The sequence below is a fragment of the Azospirillum brasilense genome, assembly GCF_005222205.1.
Classification (GTDB): Bacteria; Pseudomonadota; Alphaproteobacteria; order Azospirillales; family Azospirillaceae; genus Azospirillum; species Azospirillum brasilense_G.
Genome location: NZ_CP032345.1, coordinates 1,875,115 through 1,897,739 on the forward strand (window position 1 = coordinate 1,875,115; position 22,625 = coordinate 1,897,739).

Here is a 22,625-nt window from a genome sequence, read left to right on the forward strand (position 1 = left end):
CCCTCCCCCGCTGTGGCCTGCGCCACACCCGGACGCGGTTTGCTGTCAGACCCGCAGGCTTGACGTTCATCAAGACTCCGTCCGGCAAAGCGGTGTCTTCTCTGCCCCCATGACCACCGACCTTCTCCTCGCCGCCCTGTTCCTGTTCGCCACCCACGCCGTGCCGTCCTGGCCGGGGGTGCGGCCGTGGCTGATCGCCCGGCTGGGGCGGGGCGGGTTCGTCGCCCTGCATTCGCTGGGCTCGCTGCTGGCGCTCGGCCTGTTCGTCTGGGCCTACCGCGAGGCTGGGGGAGGGGAGCCGCTGTTCGTTCCCGCCGGCTGGGCGGCGCCGCTGGTCGTCGCGCTGATGCCGCTGTCCTTCCTGCTGATCGCCGCCCGCGTCACCAGCAAGGCCGGCGAGCCCGACGCGCCCAACCCGCCGTGGGGCATCTACCGGATCACCCGCTTTCCCGGCTCCATGGGGCTGCTGCTGTGGGCGCTGCTGCACCTGCAAGCCACCGGGGACGGGCGGCGGGTCGTGCTGTTCGTCGCGATGGCGGCCATCGCCCTGTTCGCCATGGTCAAGAACGACTGGCTGCTGCGCCGGAGCGCGGCCGGGCGGGCCTACCGGGCGGAGACCTCGGCGCTGCCCTTTGCCGCCATTCTGGCCGGACGCCAGCGCTTCCGTCCCGGAGAGATCGGCTGGGGCCGTGTCCTGGGCGCGCTGGCCGCCTACGCCGCGATGATCGCGGCGCACCCCTGGCTGTTCGGGGTCAGCCCGCTCTATTGGCTGTAGCGCAAAGGTCTCCGGCACGCCGCGTCGCTCCGCCTGTTGACGGTCCTGAGAACAGACCGCACTGGGAGGACAGCGCCATGGAGCATCACACCGGCCCCGACGACCCCCGCGTCCGCGAGCGCGCCCACGCCATCTGGGAGCGGGAGGGCCGTCCCGAGGGGCGCCACATCGAGCATTGGCAGCAGGCCGCCCGCGAGATCGCCGAGGAGGACGCCGTCCCCGGCCCGGAGTCCGGCCTGCAGACCCCCGACAGCGCCAGCGAGCGCGCCCTGCACGAGGCCGCCGAGCATCTGCGCGGCGTCGACGCGCACAGCCACCACCGCCAGTCGTCGCCGGCGGAAGGCTGATCGGGCGGAAGGCTGACCGTCAGTCCTCGTCGTCCAGGGAGAGCTGACGGACCTCCAACCTCGGGTCGGGCTGCTGGGAATTGGGTTGGGGCAGCGGGCGCGGCTCCGCCGCCCGGCCCGCGGCGGGAGGCGGCGCGGCGCGGGGCGGGCGCAGCGGCTTGTTCACCGTGCCCCGCGGGCCGATGCTCGGCTCGTCGCCGAAGTCGGGCAGGGGCGGGCAGCGGTCCATCACCGCGCGCATCAGGACGGCGACCCGGTCCGTCTGCTTGCGCAGGCCCTGCCCGCGCTCCCCGTCATAGAGCGGGTCATCGAGGAACTTGCGGATCTCCATCAGCGCGCGGAACTCGACCCCCACCGTCTCGTGGGTGCCGATGGGCAGCGCCTTGACCCGCGCGAAGGTGTTGAAGAAGCCCAGGCTCTCCTCCACGAACAGGATCACCATGCGGGCGTGCAGGCGTTCCAGCGCGGTGGTCATCGGGCCGATCAGCTCCTCCATCTCCGACGGGGCGGCGTCCAGCCGTTCCTGGGTCACCGCCGCCAGCGAGAAGAAGTCGCGCACCTTGCGGGAGAATTTGCGGTAGCGGCCCATCCCGCCGACCGACACGCGCTCCCGCGCCGCCGCCGCCAGATCCGCGCACTTCTTCAGCATGTCGTCGAGCCGCATCAGCATGCGGGCGACCTCGCGCTGGCGCTGGGCCGCGCTGACCATGGGGGCGGGCGGGGCCTGCCGGCGGGGAGGGGAGGGGCGGCCGATCATCAGACCATGGTTATCCCGATCCGGTCCGCCGGGTCTAGTTCGCCGTTCGGACGTTCAGCACCCGTTCGCTGCCGCCGCGCAGGACGGTCACCTGAAGGGGCGTGCCGGCCCGCACCAGACCCATGCGGTTGCGGAAGTCGGTGGCGCTGCGCACCGGGCGCCCGTTCACCGCGGTCACCACGTCGCCGCTGCGGAAGCCGGCGCGCTCGGCGGCCGATCCGCGCTCCACCTGGGCGATGACCGCCCCGGCGTCGCCGGCCAGATTCATGCTGTCGGCCAGATCGGGGGTCAGGTCCTGGATGGAGACCCCCAGCCGGCCGCGCCGCACCTCGCCATACTCGACCAGCTGCTCCATCACCGAGCGGACGATGCTGACCGGGACGGCGAAGCCGATGCCGACCGACCCGCCCGCCGGCCCGATGATCGCGGTGTTGATGCCGACCAGCTCGCCGTTGAAGTTCACCAGCGCGCCGCCGGAGTTGCCGGGGTTGATGGAGGCGTCGGTCTGGATGAAGTCCTCGTACCCCTCGATCTTCAGCCCGCTGCGGCCGAGCGCCGAGACGATGCCGGAGGTCACCGTCTGGCCCAGCCCGAAGGGGTTGCCGATGGCGACCAGGAAATCGCCGACCTTGAGCTGGTCCGAATCGCCCCAGGGCAGGGCGGTCAGCTTTTCCGCCTCGATCTTCAGCAGCGCGATGTCGGTCGCCGCGTCCCGCCCGACCAGCTTGGCGCGCAGGCGGCGGCGGTCCTTCAGGGTGACGGCGATCTCCTGCGCGTTCTCCACCACATGGGCGTTGGTGATGACGTAGCCGCGCCGCGCGTCGACGATGACGCCCGACCCGGCGCTGACCTGCGGACGGGCCTGCTGCTCGGGGACGTTGAAGAAACGGCGGAAGAAGGGGTCGCGCAGCAGCGGGTTCTCGGCCTGCGGCGCCCGCGACAGGACGGCGATGTTGACGACGGCCGGGGTCACCTGCTCCAGCATCGGCGCGATGGTCGTCACCCCGGTCACCCCGGCGGGCAGGGCCGCCGCGGCGGGTGCGGGGGCCAGGCCCGCGCCCGGAACGCCGATCCCCAAAAGCCCGGCCACGCACGCCGCCCCCGCAAACCGAAGCGCCGCGAACCGAAGCGTCGTCCTCATCGGCATCTTGTCCCCGTTCCTGTTGTTCCGTGCTGCCTTGGCGCGGCTGATGTGGGCGAGCGGCGCCCGTGGGTCAAGCCTGCGCACCCTTTGCCCCGCCGCGCGCCGCTCCGGAGTATAGGGCAGCGGCGGCGACGGGAGAATCCTCCATACCGCAGCCCGCGGTCTTTCCGGGCTCCGCTCCGGCGATCGATTTCCATGCTTGGTTGCATGACGACGGGGTGCGTCATCGCGCGCCGCCCATGACTTCATTAAGACTTTGTTCAGCGGGATCTGCGAGGACCTGTTGGCAAGGATTTGCCTGAAATCCAGCCTATGTCTGGTGTAACCTCAGTTTTCCTAAGACGTGCTTTCCTCCATGGCGGATACTCAACAGCGGCCCGCCGACGGTGACGACGATGAGCGATGTTCCTCTGATGGAACTGACCGAGCATGATTACCTCCAGATGGAGGAGGCGCTGTCGCAGACCGCGCGCGGCCGCGCGTTCCTGCGCATGCGCGACCGGCGATCCCGCGTCGTCGCGGTGGACGAGTTCCACCGGCTGACCGGCGCGCTGGAGCAGCAGGTCAACCGGCTGCGCGGGGTGGACCCCGGCGCCTTGCCCCGTCCGGTGCCGGGAGGCGGGATGGGGGATGGCCTGCAGCTTCAGCAGGAGCTGATGTCGATCACCCAGGTGGTGCGCGAGACGCGCAGCGACATCGCCGCGCTGCGCCCCGCCGACACCGGATCGAACCGCATCGAGGCGGCGACCGGCGAACTGGACGAGATCGTCGCGGCGACCGAGCGGGCGACCACCGACATCCTGAACGCCACCGAGAAGATCCAGGAGATCACCCAGGGCATCCCGCGCGACGATCCCGACATAGCGGAAATGATCGACGCCATCGACGCCTGGAGCATCGAGATCATGACCGCCTGCGCCTTCCAGGACATCACCGGTCAGCGCACCACCAAGGTGGTCAACACGCTGCGCTACATCGAGCAGCGCGTGAACACGATGATCGAGATCTGGGGCGTCGACCGCATCGCCACCGCCTCGGAAACCGCGTCGATGGGCGAGGGGGCGTCCCACCGCAAGCTGGGCGACACCCGGCCCGACGCGCATCTGCTGAACGGTCCGCAGCTCGGCGGGCCGGAGGTCAGCCAGGACGACATCGACGCCCTGTTCGACACGCTGGCCACCCAGATCCCCCAGGTTCTGGAACGCGCCGAACCGGCCGAAGCGCCCGCCCCGCCGCCCCCGCCCCCACCTGCCGCCGCTGCGAAGCCGGCCCCGCGTCCCGCCGCCCCGGCGCCCGAACCGTCGGGCGGCGGCAGCGAGATTTCGCAGGCCGACATCGACGCGCTGTTCGCCTGAGGCGCCGATGGCGAACGACGGCTCCCACAAGTCCCGGATACGCTTGAGCCAGGAGCAGCTGGACCGGGTGTGCGAGCGCCATGTCCGCTTCACCGAGGGGCGGCCCAACGGCGCCCGCGCCAACCTGCCCTTCTTCGACCTGACGGGGCTCGACCTGTCGGGCCGCAACCTGACCGGCGCGCACCTGTCCGGGGCCATCCTGCGCGACGCCCGGATGCAGGGAACCATCCTCGACCACGCCGACCTCTACGGCGCGGACCTGCGCGGCGCCGACCTGTCGGAGGCGCGGCTCTACCGCACCGACATGCGCGGCGCCAACGTGCGCGGCGCCATCCTGGACGGCGCGGTGATGGTGGAGGTCGACCTGCGCGACGGCAGCGTCGCCAACCGCAGCGCGTCGGGTGAGCTGAAGGTGATCGGCTTCGAGCCGGGACCGGCGGACATGGCCTCGGCCAAGCTGACCAACGCCGACATGGCGCGGGCCAAGCTGTCGGGCAGCTTTGCGCGGGCGGCGGACTTCACCAACTCCCGCCTGTCGGGGGCGCGGCTCCAGCGCACCGACCTGCGCGACTGCAACTTCTCCGGCGCCGACCTCCAGGGGGCGGACCTGAACGGCGCCGACCTGCGCGGGGCCAAGCTCGACGGGGCCAAGGTGTCGGAGCTGGACCTCGTCACCTCCATCCGCACCGACGAGGAGGCGGTGGCGGCGGCCCAGGCGCCCACGCCCATCCTGGAACCGGATGAGGACCCGGCGGCGGAGCCTGCCCGCCCGGCGATCGCAGCGGCGGACATCGAGGTTCTGCTGCACCAGCATCTGCTGTGGCTGGGCACCAGCGGCCAGCAGGGGCGCCAGCTCGACCTGACCGGCCTGAACCTCGACGGGGCGGACCTGTCGGGCAAGGTGCTGACGCTCGCCAAGGGATCGGGGGTGCGGCTGCGCCACGCCCGGCTGAACGGCGCGCAGCTCCAGGCGGCCCAGTTCGACGGGGCCGACCTGCGCTCCGCCGACCTGCGCGGCGCCGACCTGCGCGGCGCGAAGCTGGACCGGGCGATCCTCATCGACGGCTGCCTGGACGGGGCCAATCTGGGGATGCTGCTGATCAGCGCCGGGGCCAAGATGATGCGCGCCTCGCTGGTGCGCGCCCGCATGGCCGGCGCCTCGCTCAGCGCGACGAACATGAAGGGCTGCGACCTGACGCTGGCCGATCTGACCGGCTGCGACCGCAGCGGCGCCATCTTCGACGAGGCCATCCTGGACGGCGCCCGGCTGGGCAACGCGTAGGGTTCGGAGCCGATTCACCACACCGTTTCACCGCAAAGAAAAAGCCCCTCCCCGGCGGACCGGGAAGGGGCTTTTTTCCGTGCTGCGGCGGGCGAGGTCTAGGTCGCTCCCTGGGGGGCGATCTGGCCTCCGGGGGCGACGCCCGGCTGGCCGGTGACCGGCTCCGTCGCGTGGTGGGCGATGGCCGTCGGGGCCGATTCCGGGCTCATCAGCGACATGCTGACGGTCGGGGTCTTCCATTCCAGGCTGTCGAAGGCGCCGCAATGGCCGCACAGGCCGCCCCAGCTCGGGCTGACCGCGTTGCAGGCGCTGCAGGTCCAGGCCGGGTCCGCCGGGGCGTTCGCCGCCTGGGCCAGCCAGGCGCGCGCCGCCTCCTCGTCCTGCCGCTCCGCCCGCTCCAGCTCGGCCAGGAGCTGGAAGACGCGGCGGGAGGGCCGCATCTCCAGCGCCTTGGTCAGATGGGCGCGGGCCTCGCCCCAGAGCTGGGCGTCGAGGGCGGCGCGGGCCACGGCGAGCAGCGACTCGACGTCGTTGGGGGCGTGGTTGCGCAGCTTCTCGAACATCTTGACCCGCGTCATCGGGTCGTAGCTCGACACCACCTCGCGGTAGGCCGAGGTCAGGTCCGGGTGCGGGTTGACGCGCCAGCAGCGCTCCAGGGTCTTGGCGGCGTTCTTGTGCTTGCCGATGGCCATCTGCAGCCGGGCCGCGCGGGCCGCCGCCGGGACGAAGCCGGACAGCAGGTCGTGCGCCGCCTGGGCGTGCGAGAGGGCCGAGTCGGACCGGCCGCGGCGCTCCGCCTCGAAGCTGCGCTCCAGAAGCAGGGTGGCGCGGTGGCGGCGGCCGTCGTCGGGGTTGATGGCGCCGGCCTGGACGGCCTGCTGCAGCGTGCCTTCCGCCGCCGCCCATTCGCCCGAGCGGGCTTCCAGGTCGTACAGCGTGCCGAGCAGCCAGGGCGTGTTGGGCTGGAGCGACTGGGCGCGGCGGGCGAGCTGCAGCGCCTCCACCCGGTCGCCGGCCTTCAGCGACTGCGTCAGCAGGCCGCGCAGGCCGAGGAAGGCGGTCTCCGGCCGGTCGAGCATGGCGGTGAAGTATTCCTTCGCCGCGCGGTCGTCGCCCTGGAGCTGGGCGGCCTGGGCCGACAGCAGCATGGTCAGCGGCGGTTCGTTCAGCAGCCCGTCGGCCTTGCGGGCCATCTTGCGGGCGGTCGTGGCGTCGCCGGCGGCGACGGCGACCATGCCGCGGGTCAGCGCCTGATAGCCGCGCTCGCGCCGGCGCGACCGGCGGTAGCGGCCGAAGTTGCGCGGCGCGCCGAGGATGGCGCGGGCCAGCCGGTAGAGGACGATGCCCGCCGCCAGGGCGGCGACGCCGATCAGGATGGCGATGCCGATCCCGGTCTCGACGACGTAGCCCTGCCAGTTGATGGCGAGGGTTCCGGGGTGGTTGGCCAGCCAGACCGCGATCGCGACGACGATGGCGACCTTGATGATGAACCAGATGGCGCGTGTCATTGGGCCGCTCCCTTGACGCCGGCGGACTGCGACAGCAGGCCGATGGCGCGGTTGGTGAGCTGCTGGCCGGCCTCGTTGGCGGCCAGACGGGCCTTGGCGTCGGCGATCCACGGGGCGGCGACCTGCGCCGCCGGCCCCTTCAGGGCCGCCAGCTCCTTGACCGCGCCGCCGAGGTTGCCGGCCTGCAGGGCGGCTTCGGCGCGGGCGACCACCGCCGAGGCGCCGTCGCCGACCGCGTCGCCGCCCGAGCGGCGCACGGTGACCAGCGTGGCGATCTTGCCGGTGACCTGCTCGACCCAGTCGTTGCCCTCGCCCTGGTTGTCGGCGCGCACGATGTCGGAGGCCATGGCGGAGAAGCGGTCGGTGAGCTGCGGCTGCGTCGGCACGCCCTTGGCGGCGTAGCCGGCCACGGCCTCCAGCGGCTGGGTCACCTGGGCGTCGCCCGACGCCACGGCGCGGACGGCCTGGAGTTCCTGCTGGAACGGCTGCCCGGCGGCCAGCGCGGAGCGCAGCTGCCCGGCGGCGAGCACCAGCGTCTGGGCGGCGGTGGCGGCGTCGCGGCGGGTTTCCACCGCCTGGTTGACGGCGGCCAGCTCCTGCTTCAGCGCGTCCACCTCCTGGCGGATCTGCCCGGCGGCCTGGGCCTCGCTGCCCACCGCGTCGACGCGCTGCTGCACCTGGCCGAGCTGCTCGGTCAGCTGGGCGACGCGCGGGTCGGGCTCGGCCGGGGCGGCGGCAGCGGCGGCCTGCGGACGCTCCTCAAGCTGCTGGATGCGGGCGGCGAGCTGGCCAACGGCGTTGTCCAGCGTCTGCTGGTCGATGCCGGCGGCGGCGTTGCCCTCGGCCGGGGCGGCGGGGCGCTGCTCCAGCTTGGCGAGGCGCTCGGTCAACTGCTGGATCTGGTTGCGCAGGGCCGGGTCGGGCTGCGGCGCGGGCGCCGTGGCGGCCGGACCGGCGGCGGGACCGCCGGCGCTGGGCCAGCCGGGGACGCGCGGGCCCCACCAGGGCTGCGACAGGGCCGCGGCGCCGACCAGCAGGGCGATCAGCGACACGGCGGTGGCGAAGCCGGCGCCGGACTTGCGCTCCTCGCGCGGCGCCTCGTAGCGCGGCGGCTCGTAGGAGGAGGCGGTGTAGGCGGGGGCGGGGGGCTCCACCGGCGGCGGCGTCTCGCTCTTGACCTCGTCCGGCTTGAAGGGATCGGCCTTGGCCTCCTCGATCCGGGTCTCCTCGACCGTGATCGCCTCGGAGCGGATCTCCTCGCCCTTGATCGTCTCGGCCTTCACCTCGCCGCCGGGCAGCGTGTCGGCGCCCGGCAACGTGGAAGGCGGCAGGGTGTCCGCGACGGGCGGCAGGGTGGAGGGCGGCAAATCCGTGGCCGGCACCGGGCCACCGCCGGGCAGCGTGTCGGCGTCCGGCACAGTGGAGGGCGGCAGGGTGTCCTCGGCCTTGCCGGGTTCGGTCTTAGACGGCTCGGCGCCTCCGGGGAGCGTGGCGGCCGTCGCGATGATGGCGGCGTCCGGCGGCAGCGGCACCACCGAGCCGGCGGCGTCGGGAGCGTTGCGGTCCTCGCTCGGCGTGGCGGCTTCCAGGTCGGCTTCGCTCAGCTTGATGCGGTGCTTGGCGGCGGAGGCGCGGAGATCGGCGTGGCGGGCCAGCGGGATGGCGCCGCGCTTCTTCCAGCCCTGCACCGTGGTGACCGGGATGTCCAGCTTGTGGGCCATGGGGCGGATGCCGCCGAAGCGCTCGATGATGCGTTCGACGGCGGGGCCGCCGGCCACTTGATTTTGGTCGGGCGTCTGGTTCTGGTCGGACGGCGTGTGGCCGTTCGGGTCAGCCTCGTGTTCGGAGCCTGGGCGAGAGGTCATTGGGTGCCTTCTGGTCGCAGTTGTTCTCAACGAACGCCACACAAGCCCCCAAGCGGATGCGCTCAAGCCCGGCCCGTGCCGCCGGATGCTTCCGGCAGCAGGCCGAGCAGAGAGTCCTGCTCCGGCCGTGGCGCCACCCGTACGTTCTGCCACGGTGTCACTCCCAGCTCACCGTACGCGCGGGCAGCCTCCGCGACCGCGGGGCTGAGGCAGAGCGCGTCCACTGTACGACAGCGGTCGATGAGCCCGGCCTCGGCGACAAGCCTAACAAACGAACGGGCGGTACGGGGAGAGAAAAACAACACGGCGTCCAGTGTTCCCGTACGCAGCAGCGCCGCCGTGCCGTCCGACAGCCGCGCGCTCGGAACGGCGTCGTACAGCGTTTCCCGCAGGATGGAAAATCCGGCCTCCCCCAGCAGCGCCGACAGGTCGCCGGCCAGCTTGGTTCCTGCGACATGAAGTAGCGGACCCGCCGCTGCGGTGCAGCGTCGGCGCACCAGATCGGCCAGCGCGTACACGTCGCCGGACGCGCTTTCGACCTGCGTGAAACCGGCCGCGCGGGCGGCGGTCGCGGTGGCGTCGCCGACCGCATAGACCGGACGGTCAAGCCGGCTTGTACGTCTGGTGTAGCCCCGTACGCCGTTTGCGCTGGTGAAGAGAAGGGCCTGTACGTTTCCGACGTCCGGCTCCGGCCCGTCCAGCCAGCGGATCTCCAGCATCGGCTCCGCCGACACGGCGAATCCCAGCGCGCGCAGACGGGCCGCCAGCGGCTCGGAATCCTCCGCCGGACGGGTAACCAGAAGGTGGGGGGCCGCCATCGCCGGCCGCCGTCAGCTCTTGAAGAAGTCGGGCGGCAGGACCGCCTTGATCTCCGCCCCGGCGTCGGCGCCGATGGCGGCGGCATCGCTTGCGTTGCCGCTGCGCTCCGCCCGGAAGACCTGCCGGCCGTCGTTGGACAGCACCTTGGCCTTCAGGTGCAGCCGGTCGCCGTCCAGCGTGGCCAGTCCGGCGATGGGGGTGCGGCAGGAGCCGTCGAGCATGGCGAGGAGCGCGCGCTCCGCCGTCACGCGGGCCGTGGTGGCGGCGCAGTTCAGCGGGGCGAGCAGGGCGCGGGTGGCGTCGTCGGCGCTGCGGATTTCGATGCCGATGGCGCCCTGGGCGACGGCGGGCAGCATCTCCTCATGCTCCAGCACGGCGGTGATGCGGTCGGTCAGGCCGAGCCGGCGCAGCCCGGCGAGCGCCAGCAGGGTGGCGTCGACCTCCCCGGCCTCCAGCTTGGCGAGGCGGCTCTGCACGTTGCCTCGGAAGGGGACGACCGTCAGGTCGGGCCGCCGCTCCAGGATCTGGGCCTGACGGCGCAGGCCGGCGGTGCCGACGACGGAGCCGGCGGGCAGCGTGTCCACCGTGTGGCCGCCGCGCGAGAAGAAGGCGTCGCGCGTGTCCTCGCGCGGCAGGAGCGTGGAGATCTCCAGCCCGTCCGGCATCCAGGTCGGCACGTCCTTCATCGAATGGACGGCGAGGTCGGCGCGGCCGTCGAGCAGCGCGTCCTCCAGTTCCTTGGTGAACAGGCCCTTGCCGCCGGCCTCGGCCAGCGTGCGGTCCAGGATGCGGTCGCCGGTCGTCTTGAAGACGACGATCTCGATGGCGCCGGGGGCGGCCAGATGCGGGTGCGCCGCGATCAGCCGGTCGCGGGTCTCGTGGGCCTGCGCCAGCGCCAGCGGGCTGCCGCGCGTGCCGATGCGGAGCGGTTGGGTCATGGGGGCAGTGTTCTAGGCGATCCGCCGCGGTTTGCAAGCCCTGGTGACGGGCCTGCTACTCTTTGGTGAAAGACTTTGCCGCGCATCTCACGGCGCGCATCTCATTGCGCGCGCCGCGCCGTGACCACCATGCGGCGGCTGTCCACCGTCCAGGGCGCGTCCTCGAAATCGCCGGCCAGCCGCTCCACGGCGAATCCGGCGGCTTCCAGCATCAGCTCCAGCTCGTAGCGGAAGATCATCCGCCAGGTGAAGCCGTACTCGGTCACCGCGATCTTGCCGTCCGCCAGCAGCTCGTCGTACCAGCCGTGGATGCGCTGGCACTGCCGCTCGTCCAGGCGGGTGGCCAGGCTGTTGCGGATGTAGCGGTTGCCGCTGTGCGGGTTGCGCCGCGGTTCCGACGGGCTGGGCTTCGTCTCGGCGTCCATCGGCATGGTCAGCGGGTTCATCACGTCCAGCGCCAGCGCGCCGCCCGGCGCCAGATGGGCGGCGGCGGCGGCCAGCGTGCGGCGCTCCGCCGTCAGGTCGGGAATGAGCATCAGCACGTTGAAGGGGATGACCGCCAGCCGGAAATCCCGCACCGGCAGGTCGAGCGCCGCGGCGTCCTGCCGCACCATGTGGACGCGGTCCCGCACCTCCGGCGCCTCGCGCGCCAGCTTGGCGCGGAGCTGGTCGAGCATGGCGGCGGAGACGTCCACCGCCCACACCGTGTGCCCGGCGCGGGCCAGCGGGATGGTCAGACGGCCGGTGCCGCAGCCGATCTCCAGAACCGGGCCGCCGGTCGCCGCCGCGCGCTCCTTGTAGAAGGGCACGTCGCCGAGGATGCCGAGCCGGGCCAGCGTCGCCGCGTGCTCGGCCCGCGCCTCGCCGATCTCCAGCGACGGGTAATCGCCGTCGTAATAGACGATGCTGGCGTCGTCGTCGGGGACGTCCTTGTTCATGGAAAGGGAAAACCCTGAAGAATCCGGGCCAAGACCCTATACCAGAGCGGTGGAGACGGCTAGTTTGACGGCCATCATGATCGTTCTTGGAATCGAAACGAGCTGCGACGAGACGGCGGCGGCCATCGTGACCGACGCGCGGGAGATCCGCGCCGACGTGGTGCTCTCGCAGCTGGACGACCACACGCCCTACGGCGGGGTGGTGCCGGAGATCGCCGCGCGCGCCCATCTGGAGCATCTGGACGGGCTGATCCGCCGCGCCATGGCGGAGTCCAAGCTGGGCTTCGCCGACATCGACGCCGTGGCGGCGACCGGCGGGCCGGGGCTGATCGGCGGGGTGATCGTCGGGGTGATGACCGCCAAGGCCATCGCCGCGGCGCGCGGTCTGCCCTTCGTCGCGGTGAACCATCTGGAAGGCCACGCGCTGACCGCCCGGCTGACCGACGACGTGCCCTTCCCCTACCTGCTGCTGCTGGTGTCCGGCGGGCATTGCCAGCTCCTGGTGGTCGAGGGGGTGGGGCAATACCGGCGGCTCGGCACCACCATCGACGACGCGGTGGGCGAGGCGTTCGACAAGACGGCCAAGCTGCTCGGCCTCGGCTATCCCGGCGGGCCGCTTCTGGAGAAGGCGGCGGCGCTGGCGACGAATCCGGGCCGCTTCGACCTGCCGCGCCCGATGGTCGGGCGCCCCGGCTGCGACTTCTCCTTCTCCGGCCTGAAGACCGCGGTGCGGCGCCATGTCGAGGAGCTGGGGACGCCCCTGTCGCCGGAAGACCGGGCCGATCTGGCCGCCGCCTTCCAGACCACGGTGGCCGAGGTGATGGCCGACCGCTGCGCCCGCGCCATGCGCCGGTTCAAGGAGATGCACCCGCAGGGCGGCGCCCTGGTGGTGGCCGGCGGCGTGGCGGCCAACAAGACGCTGCGCGCCCGCCTGCAGACGCTGGCCGACCGCGAGGGCATGCCCTTTGTGGCGCCGCCGCTGCGGCTGTGCACCGACAACGCGGCGATGATCGCCTGGGCGGGGATCGAGCGCTTGCGGCTGGGCCAGACCGACCCGCTGGACTTCGCGCCGCGCCCGCGCTGGCCGCTCGATCCCACCGCGAAGCCGGCCATCGGCAAGGCCGGGGTCGGCTCCGGCGTGAAGGCGTGAGGATGATGCCGTCGTGACCCTGACCTTCCGCACCGCCGGGCGCGACGACGTGCCGGAGATCGTCCGGCTGACCGCCGACGACGCCCTGTCCACCGGCGGCGACGTCTACAGCGAGCCGCTCGACCCGCTCTACTGGGACGCCTTCGACCGCATGGCGGCCCAGCCGGGCAATTCCATCGTGCTGGCGGAGTTGGAGGGGCGGATCGTCGGCTGCTTCCAGTTCACCGTCACCCACGGGCTGGCCCGCCGTGGCGCGGCGCGGGCGACGGTGGAGGCGGTGAAGGTGGACGGCGCGCTGCGCGGCCAGGGAATCGGCAGCGCCATGATGCGGCACGCCATCGCGCTGGCCCGCGCCGAAGGCTGCGTGATGGTGCAGCTGACCAGCCAGACCCGGCGCACCGACGCCCACCGTTTCTACGAGCGGCTGGGCTTCCGGGCGAGCCATGTCGGGATGAAGCTTCTGCTGACGCCGGAGGCGTGACCGTCCGGGTTGCGGACGGAGAGCGCTCCGCCTAAACAGGCGGGCAAAACCTTCAGGATACATCTTAAAATCGGGGGGCATCCATGGCGGCAACGGACTTCCGGCGCATCGGCGTGATCGGCGGCGGGGCCTGGGGCACGGCGCTGGCCTTGGCCGCCCTGCGCGCCGGGCGGGAGGCCCTGCTGTGGGCGCGCGAGCCGGCGGTGGTCGAATCGGTCAACGCCGCGCGGGAGAACCGCGACTATCTGCCGGGGGTGGCCTTGCCCGCCGCGCTGCGCGCGACCGGCGATCTGGGCGAGGCCGCCGCCTGCGACGCCATCCTGCTCGTCACGCCGGCCCAGCATCTGCGCAGCGCCTGCGCCGGCCTCGCCGCCCATCTGCAACCGGGCACCCCGCTGGTCATCTGCGCCAAGGGGATCGAGCTGGACAGCCACGCCCTGATGAGCGAGGCGGCCGCCGCCGCGCTGCCGGCGGGGACGCCGCTGGCCGTGCTGTCCGGCCCGACCTTCGCGGCGGAGGTGGCGCGCGGCCTGCCGACCGCGGTGACGCTCGCCTGCGCCGACGCCGCGCTGGGCGCCCGGCTGGTCGAGGCGCTGGGCAGCCGCACCTTCCGCCCCTACTTGTCCGACGACGTGGTGGGGTCGCAGATCGGCGGGGCGGTGAAGAACGTGCTGGCCATCGCCTGCGGCGTGGTGGAGGGCCGCAAGCTGGGCGACAACGCGCGGGCGGCGCTGATCACCCGCGGGCTGGCCGAGATCACCCGGCTGGCCCTGGCGCTCGGCGGCCGGCCGGAAACGCTGATGGGGCTGTCGGGGCTGGGCGACCTGACGCTGACCTGCTCCAGCCTGCAATCGCGCAACATGTCGCTGGGCGCCGCCCTGGGCGCCGGCCGGACGCTGGCCGAGGTGCTGGCGGAGCGCCGCTCCGTCGCCGAGGGCGTCTACACCGCCGCCGCGGTGGTCGGGCTGGCCGGGAAGAGGGGCGTTGACATGCCGTTGTGCGCCGCCGTGGACGCCATCCTGAACCGCGGCGCCGGGCTGGACGCGACGATCGACGGGCTGCTGTCGCGGCCCTTCCGCGAGGAGGGGCGCTGAGGGCGCGACCGTCTTCGGAATGATTGCAAGATCGGATGGGTTGTGCGAGGCTTTGCGCCCTCACAATCGGAGTCCGTTCCATGCTCGCCCCGCCGCACCCGCTCGCCCTGCTGGCGCTCCGCGCCGCCGCACTGCTGGCTGCCGGGCGGACGATCGCCGCCCGACGGAGCGGGGACGGGCGAAAACAGCGCGGCGCCTGAACGACACCGCCGCGACGGCGGTCCCGCGCGTCCCGGGCGTCCGCCGCCGCTGCGCGCGCCGTTCCTCTGGCTGCACCGCTGAGGCACCCTGCGTCTGCGGAAGGCCGCGCGTCGCGGCACCTTCCGCAGCGGTCGCGGCTGCGCTAGGCTCCCGCCCGACCGAACGGAAGGGGTTCCCCATGCTGTACATGTTCCATTGCACCGACAAGGCCGGCGCCGCCCAGGTGCGGGCCGACAACCGCCCCGCCCATCTGGCCTATCTGGAGGCGCACGCCGACCGCCTGTTCGCCGCCGGCCCGCTGCTGTCCGACGATGGCCAGGGCATGGCCGGCAGCCTGCTGATCGTGGAGTGCGCCGACGAGGCCGACGCCAAGGCGTTCGCCGCCAACGACCCCTACGCCCAGGCCGGGCTGTTCGAGAACGTGGAGATCCGCGCGTGGCGCCGGGTCTACCCGAAGTCCTGAGCGGGGGCGGACGGCGATGGCCCGCTGGCTTCTGAAGTCGGAGCCCTTCAAATATTCGTGGGACCGCATGGTCGCCGACGGCACCACCCATTGGGACGGCGTGCGCAACCATCAGGCGTCGAACAACCTGAAGGCCATGAAGATCGGCGACCGCGCCTTCTTCTACCACTCGAACGAGGGGCTGGAGGTGGTCGGCGTCGTCGAGATCGCGCGGGAGTACTACCCGGACCCGAGCGACGAGGCGGGGCGCTTCGGCATGGTCGACGTGCGGGCGCTGCTGCCCGTGAAGACGCCGGTCACGCTGAAGACGATGAAGGCCGATCCGCTGCTCCAGGGCATGGCCCTGGTCAAGCAGTCGCGCCTGTCGGTCTGTCCGGTGTCGGACGCCGAATGGGCGCATGTCTGCGCGCTGGCCGGGATCGAGGCGTGACGGTTCTTCGGACGTGTTGAGAGCGCGGCCGTCTGCGGCGGCGGATCAGTCCGCCGGTTCGCAGATGGCCGCCTGGAAATCCTGCGTGGCCTGAAGCATCCGGCGGGCCAGCGCCTGCATCTCCGCCGCGGCTCCGGCGAATCCCGCGTCCTCCCCGAACGGCGCCAGGGCGGCGGAGCCGGACGCGTCCAACTCGGCCAGCGAGGCCGTGCGCAGGGCGGCGTCGATCACCATCAGGCTGGTGCGGCTGCCCATCTCCGACAGGCGCCCGGCCAGTTCGATGCCCTGTCCGGCGCCGCCGACGGGCGTGCCGTTTCCAGTGGTGCCGTTTCCGGTGGTGCCGTCCGCGTTGGTCGTGCTGGCCATGCCGGTGCCCTGCTGTTGGGTGAACGCCATGCACGCTAACGATGCGCCGGTTAAGACCGGGTTAAGCGGCCCCCCGAAGGGCGTCATCATGCTTTCGTATTATGCGCGACAAATAGTCGCGCGGTCGTGCCGCGGCGGATGCCGGTGAAGTCAAAAGAATGGGCGGTGCGCTGCAACAAAGTGGAGCCGAAAACCCCGATGGAGGGGACGGACAATCAGCCGTTCTGCTTGTGGTGACGGGAACTTGTGTGGATAATGTCCCGCAACAGGAGCGGTGGGAAGCCGCTCCCCAACAGCCCTTCAGGGCGTAACCAGAAGCACTACGGGGGAATCGCGAGCCAATGTCCGACAATTCGTTTTTTCCTGTTAAGCCGGAAATCGCCAAGACCGCTTACGTGGACGAAGCCGCCTACGCCCGCCTGTACGAGCAATCGATCAACGATCCGGAGGCCTTCTGGGGCGAGCAGGGCAAGCGCATCGACTGGATCAAGCCCTACAGCAAGGTGAAGGACGTCAGCTACACCGGCGATGTCCACATCAAGTGGTTCTACGACGGCACGCTGAACGTCTCCGCCAACTGCGTCGACCGCCACCTCGCGACGCGCGGCGACCAGACCGCCATCATCTTCGAAGGCGACGATCCGGGCGTTTCCAAGCACATCACCTACAAGGAACTGCACGAGCAGGTCTGCCGCCTCGCCAACGTCCTGAAGAAGAACGGCGTCAAGAAGGGCGACCGCGTCACCATCTACCTGCCGATGATCCCCGAGGCCGCCTACGCCATGCTGGCCTGCGCGCGCGTCGGTGCCATCCACTCCATCGTGTTCGGCGGCTTCTCGCCGGACAGCCTGAAGGACCGCATCGTCGACTGCGACAGCCACTTCGTCATCACCTCCGACGAGGGGCTGCGCGGCGGCCGCAAGGTTCCGCTGAAGGCGAACGCCGACAAGGCCGTCGCCGCGGCGCCGAGCGTCAAGCATGTGCTGGTCGTCAAGCACACCGGCGGCGACGTCGCCTGGACCGAGGGCCGCGACCTCTGGTACCACGAGGAGATCGCGTCGGTCTCCGCCGACTGCCCGCCGGAGGAGATGAGCGCGGAAGACCCGCTGTTCATCCTCTACACCTCGGGCTCGACCGGCAAGCCGAAGGGCGTGCTGCACACCACCGGCGGCTATCTCGTCTACGCGTCGATGACCCACCAGTACGTCTTCGACTACAAGGACGGCGAGGTCTACTGGTGCACGGCGGACGTGGGCTGGGTCACCGGCCACAGCTACATCGTCTACGGTCCGCTGGCCAACGGCGCCACCACGCTGATGTTCGAAGGCGTGCCGACCTATCCGGACATCTCCCGCTTCTGGCAGGTGGTGGACAAGCACAAGGTCAACATCTTCTACACCGCCCCGACCGCCATCCGCTCGCTGATGCGCGAGGGGGAGGCTCCGGTGAAGAAGACCTCCCGCTCCAGCTTGCGCATCCTGGGTTCGGTGGGCGAGCCGATCAACCCGGAAGCCTGGCTGTGGTACTACAACGTGGTCGGCGAGGGCCGTTGCCCGATCGTCGACACCTGGTGGCAGACCGAGACCGGCGGCATCCTGATCACCCCGCTGCCGGGCGCCATCGGCCAGAAGCCGGGTTCGGCGACCAAGCCCTTCTTCGGCGTCAAGCCGGTCGTCGTGGACAACGACGGCAAGGAGCTGGAAGGCGAGACCGAAGGCAACCTCTGCATCGCCGACAGCTGGCCGGGCCAGATGCGCACGGTGTTCGGCGACCACGAGCGCTTCGTCCAGACCTACTTCTCGACCTTCGCGGGCTACTATTTCACCGGTGACGGCTGCCGCCGCGACGCGGACGGCTATTACTGGATCACCGGCCGCGTGGACGACGTGATCAACGTGTCCGGCCACCGCATGGGCACGGCGGAAGTGGAAAGCGCGCTGGTCGCCCACCCGAAGGTCGCCGAGGCCGCCGTCGTCGGCTACCCGCACGACCTCAAGGGTCAGGGCATCTATGCCTACGTCACGCTCAACGCCGGGGAGACCCCGTCGGAGGAGCTGCGCAAGGAGCTGGTGGCCTGGGTCCGCAAGGAGATCGGCCCGATCGCCTCGCCGGACCTGATCCAGTGGTCGCCGGGCCTGCCGAAGACCCGTTCGGGCAAGATCATGCGCCGCATCCTGCGCAAGATCGCCGCGAACGAGCACGACAGCCTGGGCGACACCTCGACGCTGGCCGATCCGACCGTCGTGACCGACCTGATCGAGAACCGCATGAACAACGCCTGACCGCGGCGTTCATCGGGTTTTGTCTACGGACCGGGGGCCTTCGTGGCCCCCGGTTTCGTTTTGTGGGCTGTTGCTTGGTGCCGTTATTTGGGAGGGGTGTCCGATCCGCCGGAGGCGCCACCGCCGGACTGATTCTTCACGGACTCGGCGGTGCCGGGCTTCAGGCCGGACTCGCCGCTCGCCGCGTTGGGGACGGCGCCGATGCGGCCCTGCGCGCGGGTCTCCGCCGCGTTCTTCTGCTTCTCGGTGCGGCGCTCGCCCAAAGTCGGGTCCTGGGCGCCGGTCGATTCCATCCAGGCTTCGCCCTGGGACGGCGGGGCGGCGCCGAGGCCACCCTCCATCGTCTTGGCGTCCTGCGCCACGGCGGCTCCGGACAGGGCGAGGCTGGCGGCCAGCAAGGCGATGGCGCCGGGGACGTAAGACGAGGCCTGGGTCGTCATGGTTCGCTCTCCTCCTTGGTGGGAGGGGCAACAGCGGAGCGAGACGGCGGGTTCCCGATTCACCCGTTGGTGGAACGGGTTAGCCCATGCCCGTCCCGTCGCACCAGGGCTGGCGCCGTTCGCCGTGATAGGGGCGGGCGAGCCCCGCCTCGATCAGCGCGGCCGACAGGTCGGTGCCTCCGCCGGTCAGCACGCGGGCGCGCACCCGCCCACCGTACTTGTCTGGCTGGACGTCGAGCAGCCGCACCGGGGCCGCGCCGATCAGGCGGCGCGCGTGGTCGCGGGCGGTCTCCGCCAGCTCCCGCTCATGGGGGCAGCGGGCGCGCATCTCCGGCGCGTCCAGCCCGTCCACCCGGACATGGGTTTCCACCACCTGACCCAGCCAGATGGTGGCGCGCACCAGCAGCGTGTCGCCGTCCAGAACCTCCAGCACCTCCGCCGGAATCGGGCCGGGCAGGGCGGGCGGAGCGGCCTGAAGGGTGCCGGACAGCAGGGTTGAGAGAAGCGCCAGCCACAGCCCGGCGGAGCGGAGCGGGCATGGGGTGATGAACTTGGGCGATCCCATGGCGCGACCTCTCCGGGCACCGGTTCGCGAAAGGGCGAACCGGTCACAGAGTAGCGCGCGAACCAGAACGCATCAAGCACAACCTAGGTATTGTGTCCTGAATGCGTATGTATTCAATTCTTGAACAGGAGTGCAGAGGCAATCGATCCTATGAGCGTCGGCTTAGAAGTCCGAGCAGCGGCCCTTGAACTCCCAATCGCCGAAGCGGGTCGGCTCCGGTCCCTGGGGACCGCCGATTTCGCCGGGCATCTGCTCGGGTCCCTTGGCGCCGGTTTTGGCGGTCGTTTCGGCAGTCGTTTCGGCCTCGGGCTTCGGGGTGTCCTGCGGTGCCGGGCCGGTGGTCTTCGTCTCGGTCATGGCCGTCCTCTGGGGTCGGGTGCGGTGCTTGGCCATCTTGAACGATGCCTTCCGCCAAGCCCATATCACCAGACAGGCCCGGCGGAAAGCCCCGCCGGGGCCATCCTGTCCAACCAACAGTGAAACCGTCCAGAAGATCGCCCGGAACATCGCCCGGAACATCGCTAAGAGAACACCGCCATGACCAGCTATGTGAAGACCACCATCCTCCTCGCCGGCCTGACCGCCCTGTTCATGGGCATCGGCTATCTGATCGGCGGCAAGGGCGGCATGATGATCGCCTTCGTCATGGCGCTGGGCATGAACCTGTTCAGCTACTGGAACTCCGGCGACATGGTGTTGTCCATGTACGGCGCGCGGGAGGTCGACGCCTACACCGCCCCCGAATATTACGGCATCGTCCAGCAGCTCGCCGAGCGCGCCGGCCTGCCGATGCCGCGCGTCTACATCATGGAGAACGACCAGCCCAACGCCTTCGCCACCGGGCGCAACCCGGAGAACGCCGCGGTTGCCGCCACCACCGGCCTGCTGCGCCTGCTGAGCCCGGAGGAGATCGCCGGCGTCATGGCGCACGAGCTGGCCCATGTGAAGAACCGCGACACGCTGATCATGACGATCACCGCGACCATCGCCGGCGCCATCTCCATGCTCGCCAACTTCGGCATGTTCTTCGGCGCGTCGCAGGGCAACAGCCAGAACGGGCAGGGCGGCAACCCGCTGGGGCTGATCGGCGGCATCCTGATCGCCGTCCTGGCCCCCTTCGCCGCGATGATCGTCCAGATGGCGATCAGCCGCACCCGCGAGTACGAGGCCGACCGCATCGGCGCCGAGATCTGCGGGCGCCCGCTGTGGCTGGCCGACGCGCTGACCCGCATCCACAACTACGCCCACCAGATCCCCAACTACGCGGCGGAATCCAACCCGGCCACGGCGCATCTGTTCATCGCCAACCCGCTGCACGGGCGCAGCCTCGACAGCCTGTTCTCCACCCACCCGAACATGGAGGAACGGGTCCGCCGCCTGCGCGGCATGGCCGGCCCTTCCTTCATGCCGCGCAGCCCCTGGGGGTGAGCCGGTCAGGACCATCGCGCGACCCGATGCGCCGCGAGGACGGTGGACAAGATCGACACGGATTTCACGGATTTGGGCACGGATTCCACGGAATCCCCAATCCGTGCCTCATTCCAGCCGCACTGGGCCGAACAGCTCCGTGAAATCCAGTTTTGATCCGTGAAATCCGTGTCGATTTTTGTCCGCGTTTTCTGGGCGCTGCGTTCAGGCGGGCTTTTCCGGCCCGGACGGTTCGCGGTTGCACGCCGAAAGACGTACGTCTACCTTCCCACCGCTTGCCGATTGTGGGGCGCTCAGGGGGAACACCGCATGTCCGACGTCACGAAATACCGCCTCGTCACCCGGTCCGACTTCGATGGGCTGGTCTGCGCCGTGCTCCTGAAGGAGCTGGGCATCCTCGACGAGATCAAGTTCGTGCATCCCAAGGACATGCAGGACGGCAAGGTCGAGATCTCCGACCGCGACATCACCACCAACCTGCCCTATGTGCCCGGCGTCCATCTCGCCTTCGACCATCACCTGTCGGAGACGATCCGCGTCGGCAAGCGCGACAACCACATCATCGAGGCCGACGCCCCCTCCGCCGCCCGCGTCGTCTACAACTACTACGGCGGCAAGGAGCGCTTCCCGACCATCTCCGACGCGATGATGGCCGCGGTCGATCAGGCCGACTCCGCCCAGTACGGCATCGAGGACATCCTGAAGCCGCAGGGCTGGACCCTGCTGAATTTCATCATGGACGCGCGCACCGGCCTCGGCCGCTTCCGTGACTTCCGGATCTCCAACTACCAGCTCATGATGGAGCTGATCGACTGCTGCCGGAATCACGGCATCGACGAGATCCTCGCCCTGCCCGACGTGAAGGAGCGGGTGGACCTCTACACCGAGCATGAGGCGAAGTTCTCCGACCAGCTCGCCCGCTGCAGCACGATCCGCGGCAACGTCGTGGTCATCGACCTGCGGCGGGAGGAGACCATCTACGCCGGCAACCGCTTCATGATCTACGCGATGTACCCGGAATCGAACGTGTCGATCCACGTCCTGTGGGGGCTGAAGCAGCAGAACACGGTGCTGGCCTGCGGCAAGTCGATCATCAACCGCAGCTCCAAGACCAACATCGGCCCGCTCATGCTGGAATACGGCGGCGGCGGGCACGAGGCGGCGGGCACCTGCCAGGTGGACAACGACAAGGCCGAAGCGGTGCTGGAGGAGATCGTCGGGCGCATGCGCGCCGACGGCTGACGGGAATCGTGCCGGACCTGTTCCTCGACAAGACTCCGCTGTTCGACGCGGGGTGGCTGACCGTTTCCGCCGCCACCAGCCGGGATGACGTGCTCCTCCGGATCGCCGAAGCCGAACGCCGCGCCGAGGCGGCGCTGGAGCAGCTCGCGCAAACGCTGACCCAGGGCATCGCGGCGGCGGAGCGCGACCGGCGCATTGACGCCCTGCTGGCGCTGGAGACGCGCGGCATCCCGGCTTCCCGCACCGCGGCGGACGGGGCGGTGGAGCGCGTCATGATGGAGGTCGCCTTCCGCAAGCGCGACCTGATGCCCCGCTTCCACGAGCTGGCCGAGCGGTGCCGTGCCATCCACCGCAGCGCCCTGGCGATGGCGCGGGACGCCCGCTGGGCGCTGATGCTGGAGCGCGCCGCCGCCGACCCCGGCGGGCCGTCCAGCCCCATCCAGGGGACGGGGACCCGCTACGTCAAGAGCGACCGCTACGACGCCCGCGCCGCGCGCAGCCTGCCGCCGGACGACCGTGTGCGCGCCGACCGTTTCCTCAAGCGGCTGGGCGAGGACCCGGTGCCGCCGGAGCTGGAGTTGAGCGCGCTGGAGGGGACGGCGCTGTGGGCGATGAAGGCCGGCAACGGCAACCGCTTCATCCTGCGCCGGGCCGAATTGCGCGGCGTCGCCTGCTTCTTCGTCGAGGATGTCGGCCCCTACCCCGACCACGAGGGCGGACGGCGGGGCGTGCTGGCCCGCTGAGAGGGGAGGGAA

24 protein-coding genes are annotated in these 22,625 nt (G+C 71.0%); 13 read left to right on the forward strand and 11 right to left on the reverse strand.

The window, feature by feature from the left end:
• The first annotated feature begins 109 nt into the window (after positions 1 to 109).
• Together D3869_RS09070 and D3869_RS09075 are read left to right on the forward strand one after the other, a co-directional pair.
• Positions 110 to 775: an NnrU family protein gene (locus D3869_RS09070; protein ID WP_137139771.1), complete on the forward strand. Its 666-nt coding sequence runs from the start codon at positions 110 to 112 to the stop codon at positions 773 to 775.
• A gap of 77 nt (positions 776 to 852) precedes the next feature.
• A complete protein-coding gene (locus tag D3869_RS09075; RefSeq protein WP_137139772.1) occupies positions 853 to 1,122 on the forward strand; it encodes a DUF2934 domain-containing protein in 270 nt (89 codons plus the stop codon).
• 19 nt (positions 1,123 to 1,141) lie between these two features.
• On the opposite strand, the gene D3869_RS09080 is transcribed toward D3869_RS09075, so the two are convergent.
• On the reverse strand, positions 1,142 to 1,879 hold the full coding sequence (locus D3869_RS09080) for a hypothetical protein (RefSeq protein ID WP_247895603.1): 738 nt from the start codon (positions 1,877 to 1,879) through the stop codon (positions 1,142 to 1,144).
• Between the two features lie 34 nt (positions 1,880 to 1,913).
• Entirely contained in the window at positions 1,914 to 2,969 is a 1,056-nt protein-coding gene (locus D3869_RS09085; protein ID WP_349017869.1) for a Do family serine endopeptidase, read from the reverse strand.
• A gap of 449 nt (positions 2,970 to 3,418) precedes the next feature.
• Here D3869_RS09085 and D3869_RS09090 point away from each other — a divergent pair, with 449 nt between their 5' ends.
• Both D3869_RS09090 and D3869_RS09095 read left to right on the forward strand, forming a co-directional pair.
• Positions 3,419 to 4,378, forward strand: a complete 960-nt coding sequence (locus tag D3869_RS09090) for a protein phosphatase CheZ (protein ID WP_137139774.1) — start codon at positions 3,419 to 3,421, stop codon at positions 4,376 to 4,378.
• 43 nt (positions 4,379 to 4,421) lie between these two features.
• A complete protein-coding gene (locus D3869_RS09095; protein ID WP_247895604.1) occupies positions 4,422 to 5,660 on the forward strand; it encodes a pentapeptide repeat-containing protein in 1,239 nt (412 codons plus the stop codon).
• A gap of 98 nt (positions 5,661 to 5,758) precedes the next feature.
• Here the strand turns inward: D3869_RS09095 and D3869_RS09100 are convergent, their stop codons facing one another.
• The 5 genes from D3869_RS09100 to D3869_RS09120 all read right to left on the reverse strand — a co-directional run bounded on the left by D3869_RS09100 (position 5,759) and on the right by D3869_RS09120 (position 11,728).
• On the reverse strand, positions 5,759 to 7,168 hold the full coding sequence (locus tag D3869_RS09100; RefSeq protein WP_137139776.1) for a heme biosynthesis protein HemY: 1,410 nt from the start codon (positions 7,166 to 7,168) through the stop codon (positions 5,759 to 5,761).
• Positions 7,165 to 9,033, reverse strand: a complete 1,869-nt coding sequence (locus D3869_RS09105) for a mitofilin family membrane protein (protein WP_137139777.1) — start codon at positions 9,031 to 9,033, stop codon at positions 7,165 to 7,167. The genes D3869_RS09100 and D3869_RS09105 overlap by 4 nt, the downstream gene beginning before the upstream one ends.
• 62 nt (positions 9,034 to 9,095) lie before the next feature.
• Entirely contained in the window at positions 9,096 to 9,851 is a 756-nt protein-coding gene (locus D3869_RS09110) for a uroporphyrinogen-III synthase (RefSeq protein ID WP_137139778.1), read from the reverse strand.
• A gap of 12 nt (positions 9,852 to 9,863) precedes the next feature.
• A complete protein-coding gene (gene hemC / locus D3869_RS09115; RefSeq protein ID WP_137139779.1) occupies positions 9,864 to 10,790 on the reverse strand; it encodes a hydroxymethylbilane synthase in 927 nt (308 codons plus the stop codon).
• 101 nt (positions 10,791 to 10,891) lie between these two features.
• A complete protein-coding gene (locus tag D3869_RS09120) occupies positions 10,892 to 11,728 on the reverse strand; it encodes a class I SAM-dependent methyltransferase (RefSeq protein WP_137139780.1) in 837 nt (278 codons plus the stop codon).
• A 76-nt stretch (positions 11,729 to 11,804) separates the two neighbouring features.
• Here D3869_RS09120 and tsaD point away from each other — a divergent pair, with 76 nt between their 5' ends.
• From tsaD to D3869_RS09145, 5 genes are all read left to right on the forward strand, one after another.
• Positions 11,805 to 12,878 (forward strand): tRNA (adenosine(37)-N6)-threonylcarbamoyltransferase complex transferase subunit TsaD, encoded by a 1,074-nt coding sequence (tsaD, locus tag D3869_RS09125; protein ID WP_137139781.1) that lies wholly within the window; start codon positions 11,805 to 11,807, stop codon positions 12,876 to 12,878.
• 13 nt (positions 12,879 to 12,891) lie between these two features.
• Positions 12,892 to 13,359: a GNAT family N-acetyltransferase gene (locus D3869_RS09130; protein ID WP_137139782.1), complete on the forward strand. Its 468-nt coding sequence runs from the start codon at positions 12,892 to 12,894 to the stop codon at positions 13,357 to 13,359.
• An 83-nt stretch (positions 13,360 to 13,442) separates the two neighbouring features.
• On the forward strand, positions 13,443 to 14,453 hold the full coding sequence (locus D3869_RS09135) for an NAD(P)H-dependent glycerol-3-phosphate dehydrogenase (RefSeq protein ID WP_137139783.1): 1,011 nt from the start codon (positions 13,443 to 13,445) through the stop codon (positions 14,451 to 14,453).
• A 379-nt stretch (positions 14,454 to 14,832) separates the two neighbouring features.
• The gene (locus D3869_RS09140; protein ID WP_094305214.1) at positions 14,833 to 15,117 is read left to right on the forward strand and encodes a YciI family protein; all 285 of its coding nucleotides are present in this window, start codon (positions 14,833 to 14,835) and stop codon (positions 15,115 to 15,117) included.
• A 16-nt stretch (positions 15,118 to 15,133) separates the two neighbouring features.
• On the forward strand, positions 15,134 to 15,547 hold the full coding sequence (locus D3869_RS09145; RefSeq protein WP_137139784.1) for an EVE domain-containing protein: 414 nt from the start codon (positions 15,134 to 15,136) through the stop codon (positions 15,545 to 15,547).
• 45 nt (positions 15,548 to 15,592) lie between these two features.
• Here D3869_RS09145 and D3869_RS09150 read toward each other — a convergent pair whose 3' ends face one another.
• Complete coding sequence (locus tag D3869_RS09150) at positions 15,593 to 15,943, reverse strand: hypothetical protein (protein WP_137139785.1); 351 nt, start codon at positions 15,941 to 15,943, stop codon at positions 15,593 to 15,595.
• A 311-nt stretch (positions 15,944 to 16,254) separates the two neighbouring features.
• Between D3869_RS09150 and acs the strand changes: the two genes are divergently transcribed.
• Positions 16,255 to 18,195 carry an acetate--CoA ligase gene (gene acs, locus D3869_RS09155; protein ID WP_137139786.1) on the forward strand — a complete coding sequence of 647 codons (1,941 nt, stop codon included), beginning with the start codon at positions 16,255 to 16,257 and terminating at the stop codon, positions 18,193 to 18,195.
• An 83-nt stretch (positions 18,196 to 18,278) separates the two neighbouring features.
• Here the strand turns inward: acs and D3869_RS09160 are convergent, their stop codons facing one another.
• The 3 genes from D3869_RS09160 to D3869_RS09170 all read right to left on the reverse strand — a co-directional run bounded on the left by D3869_RS09160 (position 18,279) and on the right by D3869_RS09170 (position 19,557).
• On the reverse strand, positions 18,279 to 18,635 hold the full coding sequence (locus tag D3869_RS09160; RefSeq protein WP_137139787.1) for a hypothetical protein: 357 nt from the start codon (positions 18,633 to 18,635) through the stop codon (positions 18,279 to 18,281).
• Between the two features lie 79 nt (positions 18,636 to 18,714).
• The gene (locus D3869_RS09165; protein WP_137139788.1) at positions 18,715 to 19,200 is read right to left on the reverse strand and encodes a thermonuclease family protein; all 486 of its coding nucleotides are present in this window, start codon (positions 19,198 to 19,200) and stop codon (positions 18,715 to 18,717) included.
• A 162-nt stretch (positions 19,201 to 19,362) separates the two neighbouring features.
• Positions 19,363 to 19,557, reverse strand: a complete 195-nt coding sequence (locus tag D3869_RS09170) for a DUF1674 domain-containing protein (protein ID WP_137139789.1) — start codon at positions 19,555 to 19,557, stop codon at positions 19,363 to 19,365.
• 180 nt (positions 19,558 to 19,737) lie between these two features.
• On the opposite strand from D3869_RS09170, the gene htpX reads away from it, so the two are divergent.
• The 3 genes from htpX (at position 19,738) to D3869_RS09185 (ending at position 22,613) form a co-directional block, all read left to right on the forward strand.
• Positions 19,738 to 20,628: a zinc metalloprotease HtpX gene (gene htpX, locus D3869_RS09175; RefSeq protein ID WP_137139790.1), complete on the forward strand. Its 891-nt coding sequence runs from the start codon at positions 19,738 to 19,740 to the stop codon at positions 20,626 to 20,628.
• 309 nt (positions 20,629 to 20,937) lie between these two features.
• Positions 20,938 to 21,870 (forward strand): exopolyphosphatase, encoded by a 933-nt coding sequence (locus tag D3869_RS09180; protein WP_137139791.1) that lies wholly within the window; start codon positions 20,938 to 20,940, stop codon positions 21,868 to 21,870.
• An 8-nt stretch (positions 21,871 to 21,878) separates the two neighbouring features.
• Positions 21,879 to 22,613 carry a hypothetical protein gene (locus D3869_RS09185; RefSeq protein WP_137139792.1) on the forward strand — a complete coding sequence of 245 codons (735 nt, stop codon included), beginning with the start codon at positions 21,879 to 21,881 and terminating at the stop codon, positions 22,611 to 22,613.
• Positions 22,614 to 22,625 lie beyond the last annotated feature (12 nt).